Here is an 18,416-nt window from a genome sequence, read left to right on the forward strand (position 1 = left end):
AATTTTCGTTTTATTTTCGATTAATCACATTACAAATGAACTCAGCACCCACTATTGAACAACCGCTTGTAAGTATCATTGTACCCGTTTACAATGTAGAAGACTATCTAAGAAGGTGTGTAGCTAGTATTATAGCCCAAACCTATACCCATCTAGAAATTATACTTATTGATGATGGTTCCCCTGATAAAAGTGGAGCATTATGTGACGAATTGTCTAAGGAAGATTCAAGAATAAAGGTTATTCATCAAGAAAATCAAGGCTTAAGTGGTGCTAGAAATAGCGGTCTAGCAATTGCAAAAGGCTTATATATTGCTTTTGTAGATAGTGATGATTGGCTTCATACAAGATATATAGAGCTATTGGCCAATACCTTAACCTTACATAATACCGATCTATCCGAGTGCGACAAGCTAAGTACGCCCGGTATGGTCGAAGAGAAAAAAATAACGGTCTACGAGCCTGTACTGCTTCATAAGGAAGAAGCTATAGAACGTAGTCTTTTCTATGGTATTTGGGGTGTTCCCTATAGGATGTTCAGAAAATCTGCAATTGGAGACGTAAGGTTTATAGAAGGGATAACTGCAGAGGACGCTACCTTTACATTTGAAATTCTTTCTAAAATAAATAAACTTGGAGTCGTTGACGAACAGCTCTATTTTTACTTCCAAAATCCAGAAGGAATCACCAAAAGCGAGTTTCATACCCAAAGAATGTATGATTTTGTTAATGCCTCTAAAGACATCAAAAAAATAGTGGCCCGGGAAAATAATCCAAACTTGAATAAACTGGCAGCAAGAAACCTTGGTTTGGTATGCATAAGACAAATTAAGGAAATAGCCTGCTCACCTGAGAAAGACAAAGACTTTAAGCATCGTAAATGGTTAAAAACTGTCTTGTTGGCAAATATGTACGGGGACCCGTACAGAGTGCAGTTCTTGATGGTGAAGTTTCTTCCCTTACCCCTATTTTCTAGTATTACACGATTAGCACGCAACTTAAAATAAGATACGGATGTCTAGAGTTAAAATGACCATAAAAAACGCCAAAATTGGCTTGCTCTATTATTCTATAGCCTTAGTTACACAATTTGTTGCGAGAAAAGTTTTTCTAGATCACCTTGGTGATGAGTTTATTGGACTTACGGAAACAATTAAAAGTATCGTTGGTTTTCTAAACCTAGCCGAATTAGGAATTGGTACTGTAATCGGCTTTGCGCTTTATCCTCATTTTAATAGTGGAAACCGAGATAAGATTAGCGAAATAGTTTCCTTACTTTCATTTCTTTACAAACGTATAGGTCTTCTTATTAGTGGTTTAGGAATTGTATTTTCCTTTTTTATTCCGATGGTATTTAAGGACCTACCTTTTAGCCTTGTTTATGTTTATCTCTATTATTTTACCTTTTTAGCCGCTACGCTGCTCACCTATTTTGTCAATTTTAGAATCCTTATTCTTGAAGCTGATCAAAAAAGTTATGTCGTCTTCAGAAACTACCAAATTACCAATATTCTAAGGCTACTGGTGCAAGCTTTTGTAGCTTATTACTTAGGTAGTATTTTGTTTTGGATTATTTCAGATTTGTTCTTTGCGTTGATTTTCACCTATGCTGTAAATAAAAGTATTGAAAAAGAATATCCTTGGCTACCATCTAAATACAATAAACCTGACTTAAAAGAACATAGCGGACTGATTACCAAAATAAAGCAATCCTTTGTTCATAAAATGGCAACCTTTGTTCTGGACGGTACGGATCAAATTATAATTTTCGCATTAATAGGCGTGAATACGGTCACCTTTTTTACGAACTACCAACTAATATTTAGGCAAATAAACAACCTTTTGAATATTATCTTTAGAAATAGTGAAGCCGGTATTGGAAATTTGGTATCCGAAGGTGATGCTAAAAAAAGTGAACATATTTTTTGGGAAATGACCGGTCTACGTTATCTCATAGGTGGTTTCTTTTGTATTGCCATATATTTTATGCTAGATCCCTTTATTGAACTTTGGTTAGGAGGCAAATACATTCTGGCACAATCTACCATAATACTTATGAGCATAAGTTTTTTCATAACACAGATACGCGCTCCCGTTGATCATTATATTTATGCCTACGGACTATTCCATGATACTTGGGCACCTATAACAGAGGCATTATTGAATTTAGTTTTATCAATAATCTTAGGTCAAATATATGGTCTGGACGGTATTTTAATGGCTACACTAATAAGTTTATTTCTTATCATTTTTATCTGGAAACCTTACTTTTTGTATCATAACGGTTTCAAAACCAATGTAAGGAGCTACTATTTAAAAAATATACCTCTCTTGGCTTCCTTTCTAGTAAGTTTTTATCTTATATCCCTACTCTATGATTCTTTAAGCATTCAATCGGCAGAGGTTAATATAAAAGATTGGGTCTTAAATGGTTTAATTATAAGCGCTCTGATTACGGGTATCTATTTCCCCCTACTATTTTTATTGAACAAAGAATCTAGAAGTCTACTAGTACGTTTGAAGAACTTTATATAATACAAGGATAATCTAAAGATTATGGATTAGGTTTTTCCAATTTTCAACTACACTATTCATGCTAAACCGGTCTACATAGTCCATGTTCCTTTCTGCGAAAGCTTTTCTTTTGTCTTCATCATTGAGCAACTCAATTATGGAACTGGCCATGGCCTCAACATGGAGTGGTTCTATTAAATAACCATTTTTACCCGGTTCAATTATTTCATTAGGCCCAGAAATAATATCAAAACTTATCAAAGGTATCTTATTGGCCATTCCCTCTAAAAGTGTCATCGGAAAACCTTCTGATCTAGATGTCATTACCATTAAAGCATAATCGGGATATATGGCATACAAATCGGTGGCATGTCCTTTTAAAATAAGCTTGTCCGAAATACCGTTATCAGCGATTCTTTTCTTAATACTCTGCTCACTCTCTCCTCCACCAAAAATATGCCATGTGTACGCTGGACATTGTTCAAAGACAATTTTAGCAACATCTGCAAGCAATTCAAAATTCTTCAGAAAAGTAAGTCTTCCTACACTGATTATTTTTTTGGAACTATGGTTATAATCATGGGAAAGCCCCTCTAACCTTACATCTATTGGATTATAAATTTGTGCTATTTTTTTAGCAGAAGTATGTTTCTCATAATTTTTCTCATCGTGCTTCGTAAGCGGCACAACGGCATTGGAAAAGCGAGCGGTAAACTTTTTTCCTTGCAGAATAAAATCATGTGCGGTATTTTCAAAAAAACTAGAGTGATCCCAATAAATAAGTTTAGTCTTACCAAACATTGTAGCTAGAACACCCATAGGACCAATTATGGAACTACAGGCAATCACAAGGTCCAAATCCCTGCTCTTAATGATTTTTCTCAGTTTTAAAGTGGCCTTGAAAATACCTTTTTTCATTGGTATCAAGTGCTCTAAAAGATGATGATAGGTAAGTTCTGGATTCCAATTATAACCAATCTCATCATCCCCTTTGGAATATCCAATAATATGAATCTCATATAGCCCGGTTTTATGAAGACTATCCGTTAATAATGAGGTAGCCCTAGCTATACCGCCATCTTTGGAAACCGTTCCTAATACAAAAGCTATCCTTTTTTTAGTCATTGTCAGTAACCATAAATTGTTTATTTATCGCCTCATTCTCATCTTCTATACTTCGTGTTAGTTTATTTTGTATCGCAACGATTAAAAAGAAATAGGTCATGGAAAATGAAAATTTGTAAAAAACGTAAACGTTATTGAACACTAAAAATGTAAAAAAAAAGAGAACATTAAGTCTAGTCAACTCACTCCTTGGAAATAACAATACGTTTTTTAAACTTTTCAGAGCAGGTATCCCAAAAATGAACAGTAATAAAATTCCACCAATAAAACCTTGTTCCGCTAATATTTCCACGAAGGAATTATGGGAAAATTGACGGGTAGAACTGTAATGAGAAAATTGTCCCAACCCTACCCCTATTACCGGAGAATCAAAAAACATATTGATGCCTTCCTGTATTAATCCCTCTCTTTCCAATGTACTTTCATCTTTTTGAACAAGCCTATCTTTTATATCGGAATTTTCAAAAATAGAAATAAACTGGAATGCCATAAAGACCAATACACCAAAAATCACCACAAACCTACCTATATTGATTAATGGGTTTTTACTAGTATTCCTAAGAATAAAAACCCAAAAAATCACATTTGTAAATATGAGTAGTAGTAAACCGGATCTGGACTGTGTAACAAAAGAAAATAGGATGAAAACTATAGGTAGAATCAAAAGGAGTACCATAACGTACTTCTTTCGATACTTTAGGTATAAATAGCAGAGCGAAATATTAGCGAAATATGAAAAATAGGAATAGGCATTAGCATTATGAAGAAAAATACCCCTATCCGCTCTAGGATCGCCATAAGGATCGGCCATTGTTTTAGCACCTTCAAAACCGCTAGAACTAATAAAAACATGACCATTTAAAAACTCTATCAACATTAATAGAATTATGGCACTAATAAAGCCCCAATGGTAATACCTTTCATGGTTTTCGTTCTTGTTTAATGCAAGTGCACAATAAGAAGCTAACAAAACTCCTGTTAAGCCACTTAAATCACGCATCATACCCTGAAAATCGACATAATAAAAAACAGAGACTATGGAATATACCCAATATAATGCAAGTATTTTTACAAGAAAATTTCCTTGATCCCAAGTAAACCTATCTCTAAAGACTGTAATTATAAACAACGTAGGTAAAAGAATATATGTCCCAAAAGATTGGACACTTAATAATGGACCTATCACCAAAAGAACAATCAGGTTGGCAAAAACTAACAGGCCTATTGATTTAGAATGATTTCTAATTTGGTTTTGAACCACAGTTTAAACGGGTTAGCTTAATTATTACAAAGATGAAGAAATAATGACTAACTATAAAATTAGTCTATAAATTAGTTCGGATTGGTATAACGAAGATTTATACTCATTATTTCATTTATAGACTATAATTTAGAACCAATAAACCGCAATAACCAGGGGTTTGCAGTATAACTGTATTAGGTTAAAAGCTTGTATTGATGTAGGTATTACCTTCTAAGATGACGTCTGCAGTTCTGTAATCGTTACTAGGATAATAGAATCCAATTAGGGAGCTTACATTTTCTATGGTACAATCCCGAAGTACATTGGCCCTATTTGGCCTATCTACTTCGAATAAATGATTTAAATTCTTGAAATTACAGTTAACAAAAGTATTGTCATATGCTTCACTCTCGAATTGATCAAAAAAGTAAAAACCAACTCCAAAATCCATATCCGAAAATGTACAATCTATAAATTGATTGTTAAAACCTGCATTAGTGATACCATCATTACCACCATCTACCCAATCACAGAATGTTACGCCGCCTTCACCTCCAACCACTGTATTGCGGTAAAATTTATTATCGTGAGCACCATTGGCTACCCTAATTTCGCCCTCATTAAATCCGCCCTCTACATAACAATCCTGAATAACGTTATCATGGACATTATCAAAACTTAGCTCTAGCATGGTCGCTTTGATGTAAGAATTCTTTATTAGATTGTTAGATGAGCCATCCTTTAAACACAGACCATGTCCTTCATGTCTTAATTCACCTACACGTTCAATATAAATATTATCTACTACGTGATTATCGGAATTGTACAACAAATAATAATAATCACATGAGTTGATATTATTATCCGAATATACCTTACTATTGAAATGTTGACCGTTATTGGAATCGGATATCATAATACCTCGCATGCCATCATTAATAGACAAACAATTACCAACACTAATATATTCGGTAAAATAAGCCGCTATTCCCTCGCCAGTATTGTTACGGCCGTTAGCACCTCCGTTAGCATCGGTATTATCAGGATTAAAATCACCTGAATCACTCAAAATCATATTATCTAATTTAACATAATCAGCATATTGCACTAAAACATTCTGCTCGTAGCGACTAATTTGAAAGTTCATTATTTCAATATAATCCACATCAATAATGTGGATTCCCTGTCCAAGACCAATATCATTTACGCGTTCACCAATTAAGGTTGGCATTTTACTACTATCGTAAGCATCACCATTATCTTTATATTCTTCAAAGGTAACAGTTGGTTCTCCTTTACTCTGCGTGTCGCCAGCAGTTGTGCGGTACCCAATAAACTGAATGGGGTTTCCAGAATTACCAGAATTACCAACTTTTAATGATATGCCTCCGTAGTTACCTGCCTTGACATAGATAATATTTCCGGCTTGTGCATTACTAAAAGCGTAGTCTATGCTCCATGACGTTTCTTCCGTTTTACCGTCATTACTGGAAGAACCTTCGGTAGTAACGTAAAAAATATGTTCTCCAAAAATGGCCGAACCAACTTCACCGTTCTCATCATCTTCCGATAACTGATTATCTTCCGGTACTTGATTCTCCTCAGCTTCTCCATTTTCTGATTCAGCATCCTCATCTTCGCTAACTTCAATCGTAGTTGTTTCTTGGTTTTCTTCAATTTCAGAAAACAAATCTACATCCGAGGTGCAGGAAAGAAAAGGCGTAAAAAATAGTAGACAAAATAAATAGCAAAGGTCTATGCTTTTGACCATTATTAATTTCATTAGTTGTTCCTGATGCAAAACTACTATCAAACGCTTAAAACAGGATTAAATGTTAGATAAATTCGATAAAAAGCACTTATTTTTATGATTTGTTAACTCAATTTAGCTTCCAGACTAAAGCGTGTCAGTATAGTTTTATAAAAATGAGAACTACAAAAGATATGTAGTGCTAATTGTAGTTTTTCATTAAAACTAAACAAATACGATGTTATTTAATGAATCAGTTATATTCTGTAGTTCTTTTAAACACAAATTATCTTTGAATTAAAACTTGATTAGTTGTTAAAAGTATTACTTGCCTAGATGAAGAAAAAATACTCGAATTTTGAATAATGTTAGAGATTATAGAAATAAGTAATAAATGATTACACTAGAAAACAAGATTAAACGTTAGACAAATATAACCGACAACTATAAGTATAAACCCTAACATTCCCTTAAAGAGTATTTAAAAGTTTCTTTTAATTCTGACCTTTTTGTATTTGATCCAAAAAACATTGCGCTATTTATTTCTGTTAATACAGGAAATTCAAATACTTGTGGTTTTGTAATCAGGTGACGAATAGTTAATAGTTAAATAGTCTTAAATAATATCATGAAACCTACTATACATTTATACAACAATATAGCATCGCATTATACTGAGCCATTGATGCTAAGACTTCTTGAGAGTGAATTTTTTGATCTAAAATTTTCAACCGGCGAGAATAAAGAATGGGATATTGCAACCATAGATTTTTCAAAAGAAAATTTTAGCTCTTTACATGAAAAACTAGGTAGCGTAAATAATATATGGATAAAAGGTAAGTATCTATTTTGGCAACAAGGCGTGCTATCTCGATGCTTATTCGGTAAAAAAGTAGATTTAATAATTCTTTTGGGAGAATTTGCTATTTTGTCTAATTGGTTAGGTGCACTTGCATGTAGACTTCGCGGTATTCCTGTAGCCTTTAGAGGACATGGTTTATATGGTAACGAAGGGCCATTTAAATTATTTGTAAGAAAGACGTATTATAGACTGGCCAACATGCATATGTTGTATGAAAGACGCTCTAAACAATTAATGATAAAAGAAGGTTTTATCGCAGAAAAAATTCACGTAGTATTTAACTCATTGGATTATGATTATCACAAAAGTCAGCGTGAAAAATTCAAGATGGTGCCAAAATCTGAAGCTTTTGATTTTTTTGACCATCCAGAATATCAAACACTTCTTTTCATTGGACGCCTGACCAAGATAAAAAGACTGCATTACTTAATTGAAACAGCGGAGCGAATTAATGAAAATAGCGCAATAAAAGTGAATCTTTTAATAATAGGAGATGGCTCGGAAAAAGAAAGCTTGGAAAAACTAGCCAGTAAAAAATTAGATAAAGGGAACTATCATTTTTTTGGTAGTTGTTATGATGAATCTATCATATGCAAATTATTATCAAAAGCAGATTTATGCGTGTCGCCCGGAAATGTCGGTTTAACCTGTATCCACAGTTTAAGTATGGGAACACCTGTATGTACCCATAATAATTTCAACAATCAAATGCCCGAAGTAGAGGCAATTGAAGATGGTAAAACAGGGGTGTTTTTTGAAGAAAACAATAAAGAGGACATGTACCTTAAAACCAAGGGTTGGCTTGAAAAAAATCAGGTAAAAAGCAATGATATCATTAATGACTGCTACGAAATTATCGATAAATATTATAACCCTTTTTTTCAAGAAAAGGTTTATGCGAGAGTAGTTCAACAGAAAGAACCGATCGTTTAAAACTATGACTAAACTATTACAAATAAACACCGTAGTCACCTATGGTTCCACTGGTCGCATTGTTGATGGTATCGGCGATTTAGCAATAGCCGAAAATTGGGGTAGCTATGCAGCTTACGGACGTAAGGAGGCCAATAGTAAATCTGAACTATTTAGGGTCGGGAACTTATTGGACAATTATTTACATGTTCTGGATACAAGACTGTTCGGCAGGCATGGGCTTGCCACCAGAAGCGGAACTAAAGATTTGATAAAGTGGATAAAAGAAATTAACCCCTCTATAATACAATTACATAATTTACATGGATATTACCTAAACCTGCCCATTCTATTTGACTATTTGTCTTCTTTAGAAATACCGATAGTAATGTCGCTTCATGATTCTTGGAATTTAACCGGGCATTGTCCTCAATTTGAACACGTTGGCTGCGAAAAATGGAAAACTAATTGTAATAAATGCCCACAATTAAGGGAGTACCCTTCGAGCCTTTTTATTGATCGCTCATCAAAGAATCACAAATTAAAGAAGCGCATCTTTACTTCGCTACATAATTTAACCTTGATTACAAGTTCTGAATGGTCCGCTAATCTTATACGACAGTCCTATTTATCCGAGTACCCCATAAATATTATACCGAACGGAGTAGACACGTCAATATTCTATCCAAGGGAAGCAAAAGAATTAGAGCATAAATTTAATCTAGATTCTAAGTTTATTATTCTTGGCGTAGCTTCGGTATGGGATAAGAATAAAGGTTTTTTTGATTTTATAGAACTTAGCAAAAAACTTAAAGAAGACGAAGTGTTAGTAATGATAGGATTAGATACAAAACAACTTCAAGGACTTCCCTCAAATATCATAGGGATTGAACGCACCCAGAATATAGACGAACTGGCACAATGGTATTCATTAGCTGATGCGTTTATAAACCTTACCTATGCCGATACCTTCCCTACAACAAATCTAGAAGCCCTTGCATGTGGCACTCCTGTATTGACCTACAGAACTGGAGGTAGCACAGAATCCGTTGATGAAAGGACAGGTTTTGTGGTAAACCAAGGAGATATTGATGATACTTTGAAAAAACTAAGAACCATAAAGGCTAAAGGCAAGGAAACCTATTCAGAATATTGTTCGGACAAAGCACTTTTAAAATATCAAAAGGACAAGCAGTTTTATGAATACATCAAGATTTATAAAGAACAACTGAACTTAAAAGACCAATAATGAAAGTTAGTCTAATTACAGGCACCTATAACAGCGCCGAATTTATTAAAGATTGTGTAACGAGTATTAACGAGCAAGATTATAATAATATAGAACATATTATTGTTGACGGGGTCTCGAAGGACAATACTGTTGATATTATAAAAAAAACTCCAAATAGAGTAGTGAAAATAATATCCGAACCGGACGATGGCATCTATGATGCCATGAACAAAGGTATTAGAAATACAACCGGAGATATCATTGGTATTTTAAACTCAGATGATTTTTATAATTCCAATAATGTGATTTCTACCGTAGTGCAGGCTTTCAAAACAAAAGATGTTGATTGCGTATATGGAAATCTTTATTATGTAAAACAAGAAGACCCTAGTATTATTAAAAGAAAATGGGTGACTGGAGCTTACGATCCAAAAAAAGGTTTTAAGAATGGCTGGCACCCTGCACATCCAAGCTTTTTTGTAAAAAAAGAAGTTTATGATAAATTCGGAGCCTTTAATACTTCCTTTAAAATAGCAGCAGATTTTGAACTTATGTTAAGGTTAATCGAAAAACATAAAGTGAAATCTACATATATTGAAGCTCCCATTGTAAAAATGCGTTTAGGAGGTGAAAGCAACAGCAGTATTAAAAACATATATAAAGGCAACAAAGATTGCATGCGCGCTTTTAAGGTAAATGATTTACCCGTATCCTTTCTTTACCCGATAAAGCGATTAGTGCCAAAGCTAACGCAGTTCATCAATCATTAGAAGTAAACACATCGAGAAAAGGTGTACTTTATCATACACTAAAGCGCTACTTATCATGTATTTGCAAAAAATAATCACTTTTAGACACCGATAAACTGCTGTACACCGATTTATTTAAAAATCTGAACAGTAGATTTAATAAATTTGCCAAGATAAACATGTAACCGATGATTCCATTTTCCCCTCCACATATAACAGACGATGTCATTAGTGAAGTAGTAGATGCCTTGGAATCCGGGTGGATAACCACCGGACCAAAAGTTAAACTATTAGAAAATAAACTTGCCAATTTTATTGGCGTTAACAATGTTTTATGTGTTAATTCCTGGACTTCTGGCACCATTATGGTTTTACGCTGGCTTGGGCTTAAAGATGGAGACGAAGTAATTTTACCAGCATATACGTATAGCGCTACTGCATTAGCTGTTATCCACGCTGGGGGCACCCCAGTAATGGTTGATGTTGATGATAACTTTAATATAGATGTTGATAAAGTTGAAAAAGCCATAACTCCTAGAACAAAAGCGATAATGCCTGTTGATTTTGCAGGTTTACCTTGCGATTATGATGGCCTTAATAAGATTGTACACAAGTCTGCTACAAGAAAAATGTTCGAGCCTACTTCTGCTGTTCAAGAAAAACTCGGAAGAATTTTACTAATTTCTGATGCCGCGCATTCTTTGGGAGCAACTTACAAGGATGAGAAAACTGGAAATCACTCAGATATTACCGTTTTTTCATTACACGCAGTAAAAAATGTAACCACGGCAGAAGGAGGTGCTATTGTCATTAATATGCCAACCCCTTTTGATAATGACGCGTTGTACACGGAGCTGAGAATGATGACCCTTAATTGTCAAACAAAAGATGCCTTTAACAAATCAAAAGCAGGTGGCTGGCGCTATGACATTGTAGGACTTGGAATGAAAATAAATATGGCTGACGTCAATGCTGCAATTGGATTGGCTCAAATGAAGGAATATGACGAACTACTTATTAGAAGAGAAGCTATTTTCCAAAAATATGCAGATGGTTTTAAAAATCATAATTGTTTCAAAGTTCCTTCAATGCAAGACGAGAGTCGTAAATCTTCTTGTCATATTTTTCCGATTAGAATAAAAAATATATCAGAAGAAGATAGGGATAAGATAATTGATGAAATCACCGAAATGAAAATTGCAGTAAATGTCCATTTCATCCCTTTACCTATGTTAAGCTATTTTAAAAATCTAGGTTATCAAATAGGGGACTACCCGAAATCTTTTGATAACTATGCCGCAGAAATAAGTTTACCTATATATCCTCAGTTAAAGGATAATGAAATTGAATATATTATAGATAGCGTGATAAAGTCTTATGAAAAAGTGACTGAACGCTTTGTAATTAAATAAACGTAGTTTGAAATCAACTGACCTATATTTAAAGGATTCTAATGATCAAGAATCCATTTCTGTAAATAAAACGAGCTCAAAAACTAAACTGAATATCGCTGAAAGAAAGTTTATTCTTTTTTTTGGAGATTTTCTCATTGCGGCGGTACTCATATTTGCATTTATGGGTTTTGCAATTTATAACTTTGATACCGCTATTACTACGAGAGGTCTTTTTTTAGCTCTGGGACTTTTTATTTACTTTTTTCTAGCTTATGTACTTGACTTCTATTACTTGGGCAAAGGCTCAGGTAATTATGGTAAAACTATGACCAAGAGCTTAATAGTTTCCATGTTTTTTTCATTATCTCTCACGCTTACGACGACTATAATATTTAGTCCAAAGTTCAATATATTAGAATTACTCCTTTTCTTTATTGTTGTACCTATAATTTTTCTCTTCTGGCGTCTTATATTTCATAGAATACTTTTTAAGACCGTTGCAATTACCAAGAAAGCGATATACCTGCATTCCAAAGTAAGTTCAAAAACAATGAATAGAGATTTGGACGCCATTAACGGAACGGAGATAAAAACTTATTATGAAGTCTGTGGCGTTTATGATTTAACCGATTTCAAGGAAGATAAACCGGTTAAACCAGTAAATGAAATCGATTCCATAATTTTAGAAACCGATAGTATTAATAATTTGCCTAAAGGCGTGGAGCACATGCTACTTAACTCTTTAATCAACGAAAAAGAGGTACTTACCTTTTCATCGTTTTACGAGAATATTTACGAGGCAATACCAATAAACAAAGATTTTAGCTCTGCTTGTTATGAAATATTGCAGATGCAACATACCAAAATTAGATACATACATCGAATGTTCTCCATTTTTATTAATGTTATGCTAACATTATTTGTTGGAACCATGTTCTTATCGGTGATACCGTTTGTTTGGTTTTTTAATCTATTCTTGAATAAAGGACCCTTGTTTTTTAAACAGGAAAGAATAGGTATTAATGGAAAACCATTTTATATCTATAAATTTCGTTCAATGGTTATTGATGCTGAAAAAAAAGGTGCAAAAATGGCAACGAAAAATGATACCCGAATAACTCCATTTGGTAAAGTTTTGAGACAATTTAGAATTGACGAACTACCACAGGTAATTTCAATTTTCAGAAGAGATATGTTATTTATAGGACCTCGCCCAGAAAGACAGGTCTTTGTTGACAAACTAAAAGAAATTTCTCCATACTATAACGTAAGACACTTAATTAGGCCAGGTATTACCGGCTGGGCCCAAGTTAAGTATAAGTATGGCGAAAATTTAGAGGATTCAATGAGAAAACTGGAATATGATTTATATTACATTAAAAATAGGTCCGTAACCATGGATTTAAAAATAATATTTAAAACCATCACAACTGTCTTATTTTCCAAAGGAGTATAAATTCAAAAAAATATTCTTATGAACAATTTCCAGTATATTTTAGCCAGTACTGGGTTTAAGACTAATTCCCACTATATTTTCACTGTTGAAATCTTAAAAAACTTAATAGTATTCTTAACTTCTACAATTATTTTACTTTCGTATCTTTATCGCCCTACAAATACCCCGAATGAAAAGCGTACGATTGGAAAAGAGAATAGGTTTACTTTTTCTTGTTTTATTTTTGATGATTAGTTCAGTTTATGCTCAAGTATCATACCAAGAAGCTTTTCCCAATATCTCTTTTAATTTTCCAGTAGAAATACAGCATGCTAACGACGGTAGCAATAGGTTATTTGTTGTAGAACAACCTGGAACTATCAGGGTATTTCCTAATAATTCTTCTGTTTCTAGCAGTGATGTCAAAGATTTTTTGGACATAGAATCCCAAGTATCTTACAGTGCAGGTCAGGAAATAGGATTATTAGGTTTAGCCTTTCATCCTAATTTTTCATCCAATCGTTTCATTTATGTGTATTATATCGATAGACCAAGTAATTATAGGGTCAATGTAGTAAGGTACCAAGTAAGCGCATCTGACAATGATATTGTAGATACAAGTACGGAGACTATAATTTTTCAAGCAGAGAAAAATCAAAATAATTCTAATCATAATGGTGGTAAAATTGCTTTTGGCCCTGATGGTTATCTTTATATATCTATTGGAGACGGCGGAGGTGGCGGAGACCCACAGGGTAATGGTCAAAACTTAAATACAGTTTTCGGGAGTATTTTAAGAATTGATATCGATGTTAACGGCAATAATCCTGTTGAGAATAATCCAGACGTACCAAACGGGAATTACGAAATTCCAAGTGACAACCCCAGAGTGGGTCAATCCGGTTTAGATGAGTTATATGCTTGGGGGATACGAAATACTTGGAAGTTTTCTTTTGACGGTACTATAATGTACGGTGCCGATGTAGGTCAAGAAAACGAGGAAGAAATCAATATTATTGAATTAGGAAACAACTATGGTTGGAATAGGTTTGAAGGGAATACTACAGAAGATAGTTCCACTTCCCTAATTACCTCACCCGATACCCGTCCTATCTTAACTTATGATCACTCAAATGGTGATGTTTCCATTACGGGAGGATACGTATACAAAGGATCTAGCAGTGACCCTTCCTTAATTGACAAATACATATATGGAGATTATGTATCCGGCAGGGTATGGGCACTTGATTACAATGAAACTACCGGAGCAACCTCTTCTGAGTTCCTGTTTAGAACCAATGGCCAAAACATTTCTAGTTTTGGTGAGGATGAAGCTGGTGAATTGTATTTCTCGGATTACGGCAGTAGCGCAAAACTCTATAAAATTACCGGTAACGATCCTGAACCGACCACAGTAACCGTAAATGGAGTAGGATCATGGTTAAATGCGGGAATTAATGCAGTAGATGGTATTGTAGAAACAATAGCAAATGACGGGACCGATACTTTTTATGTTGGTGGACTCTTTTCAAGTGTATCCGGTACTGCGGTTTCTAATATAGCGACCTACAGTAAAGCGCTTGGTTGGGCAGCTTTTGGAACAGGAACAAATGGCAAAATATCATCTATCGCCATAGCAAGTAATGGTAATATCTACGTTGGTGGTGATTTTTCAAGTATAGATGGGACTGCGGTCCAAAACATAGCTTTTTGGAATGGCAGTATATGGAATGATATGAATGGAGGTACTAATGGGCCTGTCTCTAAAATAATAGTTGATTCCAGCAACAATGTTTATGTAGGTGGAGCATTTGAAACAGCTGGAGGGAATACAGTTAACAATATTGCTATTTGGTCTGGTGGCAATTGGTCGGCCTTAGCTGATTCTGCTAATAGTGTAGTAGGAACTAATAATGAGATTAGATCGCTAGCCTTTGATGAAAGTGACAATTTATATGTAGGAGGGAATTTTGATACCGCCGGCGGAAATAATGCTTCCAGAATAGCTGTTTGGAACGGTACAAACTGGTCCGCTTTAGGAGAAGGTACCAGTGGTTTTGTGCAGGCTATTTTGGTTAGGTCAGACTATATTTACGCTGGAGGTAACTTCAGTTTAGCAGGCTCTGAAACGGTGAATAGAATTGCTCGTTGGAATAGAGCTACTTCCGCATGGGAGCCTTTAAACAATGGATTAAGTGGAAGTGTAAATTCTTTAGCACATGACAATACTTATCTCTACGTGGGTGGTAGTTTTGAAACAGCATCCGACAATACTGATGTTAACGAAATAATGAATAATGTAGCGCGCTACAGTGAGTCCTCCGGATGGGAGGCCCTTGGTAAAAATACCTCCGTTGGGGTTGAAATAGCCATAAACGCTCTGAGCTTTAGTGCTAATAATCTATCGATGTTTGCCGGAGGTAATTTTACGGAAGCAGGCGAAATAAATGCCAAAAACATCGCTGTTTGGAATTTAAGTCAAGAGTGTGTAAATACAATCATAACTCCAGAATATGAAATAAACGGAAGTCTTGATAGTGGAGAAAATGAAATATCAATATCAGAGGGTTCTTCATTTTCATTAGGAACCGTACAAGATGTTTTTTTTCAGATTACGTTACCCAATGCTACGGTGGTCAATGGCACCCATGCTATCGCGTCAATAAGTTTTGATAATGAAGGCACATATACATTTACTACAACAGAAGGTTGTACAGAAACTTTTATTCTGAATGTGACCGTGAATCCTAATGGAGATGAAGACAATGATGGGGTTATTAACTCAAATGATACATGCCCTAACACTGCCTCTGGCGAAACTGTTGATGCCAATGGTTGTGGCGACTCCCAACGGGATGACGATGATGATGGAGTTTCAAATGCAGAAGACATTTGTCCAAATACACCATCTGGAGAAGACGTAGACCTTAATGGTTGCGGAGATTCACAGTTAGACGACGATAATGATGGTGTTTTTAATAATCTTGACCTTTGCCCCAATACGCCCAACGGAGCCTCTGTTAATTCAGACGGTTGTGGAGATTCACAGTTAGATGACGATAATGATGGTGTTTCAAATGCAGAGGACACTTGCGCTAATACCCCCAATGGAGAGAATGTAAATTCTAATGGGTGCAGCGATTCTCAATTGGATGATGACAATGACGGAGTATCGAATGCCGATGATATTTGTCCCAACACCCCCGCAGGAGATTTAGTTGACACTTTAGGTTGTGGAACATCAGAACAAGATATAGATAATGATGGTGTAGTGAACACTAGTGATTTATGTAATAATACACCCAACGGAGAACCTGTAGATGACAACGGATGCTCTGCTTCTCAATTAGACGATGACAATGATGGCGTTTCCAATGAAAATGATGTTTGCCCCAATACACCTGATGGAGAAACTGTTAATGAAAATGGATGCTCGTCTACACAATTAGATGATGATAACGATGGTGTTTCCAATGCTGATGATATATGCCCCAATACAGCAACTGGCGAAACGGTAGACAACTTTGGTTGCAGTGCTGGGCAACAAGATATAGATGATGACGGTGTAAACAATGACAATGATTTATGTAACGATACACCATTAGGCGCCACTGTAAACGAAAATGGCTGCTCGGAATCTCAACTGGATGACGACGGGGACGGGGTAAACAATAGTGATGATAACTGTCCCAATACTCCTATTGGAACTTCTGTAACTGCCGATGGATGTGAAATAACTTCACTTCCAATTGACCAATTTGCAATAACATCAAATGGAAATTCTTGCATAACTACGTCTAATGGTAAAATAAATATTGTAGCTAAAAGTACTGGTATTTATACAGCTGAGTTGACAACACTGAATGAGAGCAATAGCTTTGAATTTACTGATACCCTTGAAATTGAGGAATTAGTCGCAGGGGAATATGAACTTTGCATTATGGCACAAGAATATTCTAATTATGAAAATTGTTCCAAGATTATAATTACAGCACCTCAACCTTTAATAGTCCAGTCTTCGATCAATAATGAAATTGAATTAAATAGCGTTACACTTAAAATGTCTGGTGGGGCAGTATATTCTATTTCTGTAAATGATAAAACTATTGAAACTGAAGATCGTGAAATTACGCTAGCTCTAACTAAGGATATAAACACTATTCGAGTAAGTTCCGAAAGAAGTTGTCAGGGTGTTTATGAAGAAATTATCGCTTTGGAAAATGCAATAATAGCGTATCCCAATCCGGCTAAGGACTTCGTAAGTATAGACCTTAGGAACATAGCATCAGAAATCGTTCGTATTACTATCTACGCAGAATCTGGAGCCCAATTATCATCGAGCTCATTTAGCACCGCAGAAGGAACCGTAACTTTAAAGACATCGCATCTGACGAAAGGAATTTATTTCATAAGGGTAAAAAACGATGTTATGGACAAATCTCTTAAACTTATTAAATTATGAGAAGAGGTTGGGTTTTAGTGATACTGGTTTTAACTGCTGCCTGTGGTATTGATCAAGATTTAGTTGATGCACTTATAGGAATTGAAGACGTGGAATTAATATTTCCCGAAAATGTTTCCGAATGCACGGAAGGAACCATAATTTCAGAAAGCCAAAGTGAAGTTGTTTTCCGATGGTCAGCTAATGAGGAAGATGTAACCTATCAAGTAAATCTTACCAATTTAGTTTCAAATTCAACCGAAATATTCAATAGCAATACTACTGAACTTCCTATTCTCCTAGAGCGTGGCATACCCTATTCTTGGTTTATCACAGATTCCATTACTGGTGGTTCAAGAAGTGATGTCTGGACCTTTTATAATGCCGGTCCTGGGGTAGAATCATTTATCCCTTTCCCGGCAGAGGCAATAGCTCCTATTCCAGAAGCTATTGTTGAAGCAACGTCTTCAATAAATTTAATTTGGAATGCAACTGATCTAGATGACGACATTAATGAATACGATGTTTATTTTGGACAAAGTGAGAGCCCTAGTTTACTGCAGCAATCTGTTACAAATAGTTTTCTAAATAATATTCCTGTAATATCGGGTGAAACCTACTATTGGAAAATTACCACAAGAGATTTTATTGGTAATGAATCTAATTCTGCACTATTCCGTTTTCAGGTAGAGTAAATACTCCCCTCGGCAAACCTATAAGGCATTTATAAAAACTGAATTTTTATTACGAGGCAAGCTCT

At 35.1% G+C, this 18,416-nt stretch carries 12 protein-coding genes; 9 read left to right on the forward strand and 3 right to left on the reverse strand.

Going from position 1 to position 18,416, the window contains the following annotated elements; all coding sequences use genetic code 11:
* Positions 1-35: 35 nt before the first annotated feature.
* A complete protein-coding gene (locus SJY09_RS06550) occupies positions 36-1,007 on the forward strand; it encodes a glycosyltransferase family 2 protein (protein WP_396638160.1) in 972 nt (323 codons plus the stop codon).
* 7 nt (positions 1,008-1,014) lie between these two features.
* Positions 1,015-2,535, forward strand: a complete 1,521-nt coding sequence (locus tag SJY09_RS06555; protein WP_396638161.1) for a lipopolysaccharide biosynthesis protein — start codon at positions 1,015-1,017, stop codon at positions 2,533-2,535.
* A 12-nt stretch (positions 2,536-2,547) separates the two neighbouring features.
* Here the strand turns inward: SJY09_RS06555 and SJY09_RS06560 are convergent, their stop codons facing one another.
* The 3 genes from SJY09_RS06560 to SJY09_RS06570 form a co-directional block, all read right to left on the reverse strand.
* Positions 2,548-3,639 (reverse strand): glycosyltransferase, encoded by a 1,092-nt coding sequence (locus SJY09_RS06560; RefSeq protein ID WP_396638162.1) that lies wholly within the window; start codon positions 3,637-3,639, stop codon positions 2,548-2,550.
* The gene (locus tag SJY09_RS06565) at positions 3,632-4,900 is read right to left on the reverse strand and encodes an O-antigen ligase family protein (protein ID WP_396638163.1); all 1,269 of its coding nucleotides are present in this window, start codon (positions 4,898-4,900) and stop codon (positions 3,632-3,634) included. The genes SJY09_RS06560 and SJY09_RS06565 overlap by 8 nt, the downstream gene beginning before the upstream one ends.
* A 181-nt stretch (positions 4,901-5,081) precedes the next feature.
* Positions 5,082-6,653, reverse strand: coding sequence for a hypothetical protein (locus SJY09_RS06570; RefSeq protein ID WP_396638164.1), 1,572 nt, complete (start codon positions 6,651-6,653; stop codon positions 5,082-5,084).
* Between the two features lie 607 nt (positions 6,654-7,260).
* Between SJY09_RS06570 and SJY09_RS06575 the strand changes: the two genes are divergently transcribed.
* From SJY09_RS06575 to SJY09_RS06605, 7 genes are all read left to right on the forward strand, one after another.
* Positions 7,261-8,427: a glycosyltransferase gene (locus SJY09_RS06575; RefSeq protein ID WP_396638165.1), complete on the forward strand. Its 1,167-nt coding sequence runs from the start codon at positions 7,261-7,263 to the stop codon at positions 8,425-8,427.
* Positions 8,428-8,431: 4 nt separating this feature from the next.
* Positions 8,432-9,655, forward strand: coding sequence for a glycosyltransferase (locus SJY09_RS06580; protein ID WP_396638166.1), 1,224 nt, complete (start codon positions 8,432-8,434; stop codon positions 9,653-9,655).
* Positions 9,655-10,407: a glycosyltransferase family 2 protein gene (locus SJY09_RS06585; RefSeq protein WP_396638167.1), complete on the forward strand. Its 753-nt coding sequence runs from the start codon at positions 9,655-9,657 to the stop codon at positions 10,405-10,407. Before SJY09_RS06580 ends, SJY09_RS06585 begins: the two co-directional genes overlap by 1 nt.
* Positions 10,408-10,574: 167 nt before the next feature.
* Positions 10,575-11,798 (forward strand): DegT/DnrJ/EryC1/StrS family aminotransferase, encoded by a 1,224-nt coding sequence (locus SJY09_RS06590; protein WP_396638168.1) that lies wholly within the window; start codon positions 10,575-10,577, stop codon positions 11,796-11,798.
* A 7-nt stretch (positions 11,799-11,805) separates the two neighbouring features.
* Positions 11,806-13,236 (forward strand): sugar transferase, encoded by a 1,431-nt coding sequence (locus SJY09_RS06595; protein ID WP_396638169.1) that lies wholly within the window; start codon positions 11,806-11,808, stop codon positions 13,234-13,236.
* Between the two features lie 169 nt (positions 13,237-13,405).
* A complete protein-coding gene (locus tag SJY09_RS06600; RefSeq protein ID WP_396638170.1) occupies positions 13,406-17,677 on the forward strand; it encodes a PQQ-dependent sugar dehydrogenase in 4,272 nt (1,423 codons plus the stop codon).
* Positions 17,674-18,351, forward strand: coding sequence for a hypothetical protein (locus SJY09_RS06605; protein WP_396638171.1), 678 nt, complete (start codon positions 17,674-17,676; stop codon positions 18,349-18,351). The genes SJY09_RS06600 and SJY09_RS06605 overlap by 4 nt, the downstream gene beginning before the upstream one ends.
* The last annotated feature ends 65 nt before the right edge of the window (positions 18,352-18,416 follow it).

Source organism: Maribacter sp. R77961 (assembly GCF_044594925.1).
Classification (GTDB): domain Bacteria; phylum Bacteroidota; class Bacteroidia; order Flavobacteriales; family Flavobacteriaceae; genus Maribacter.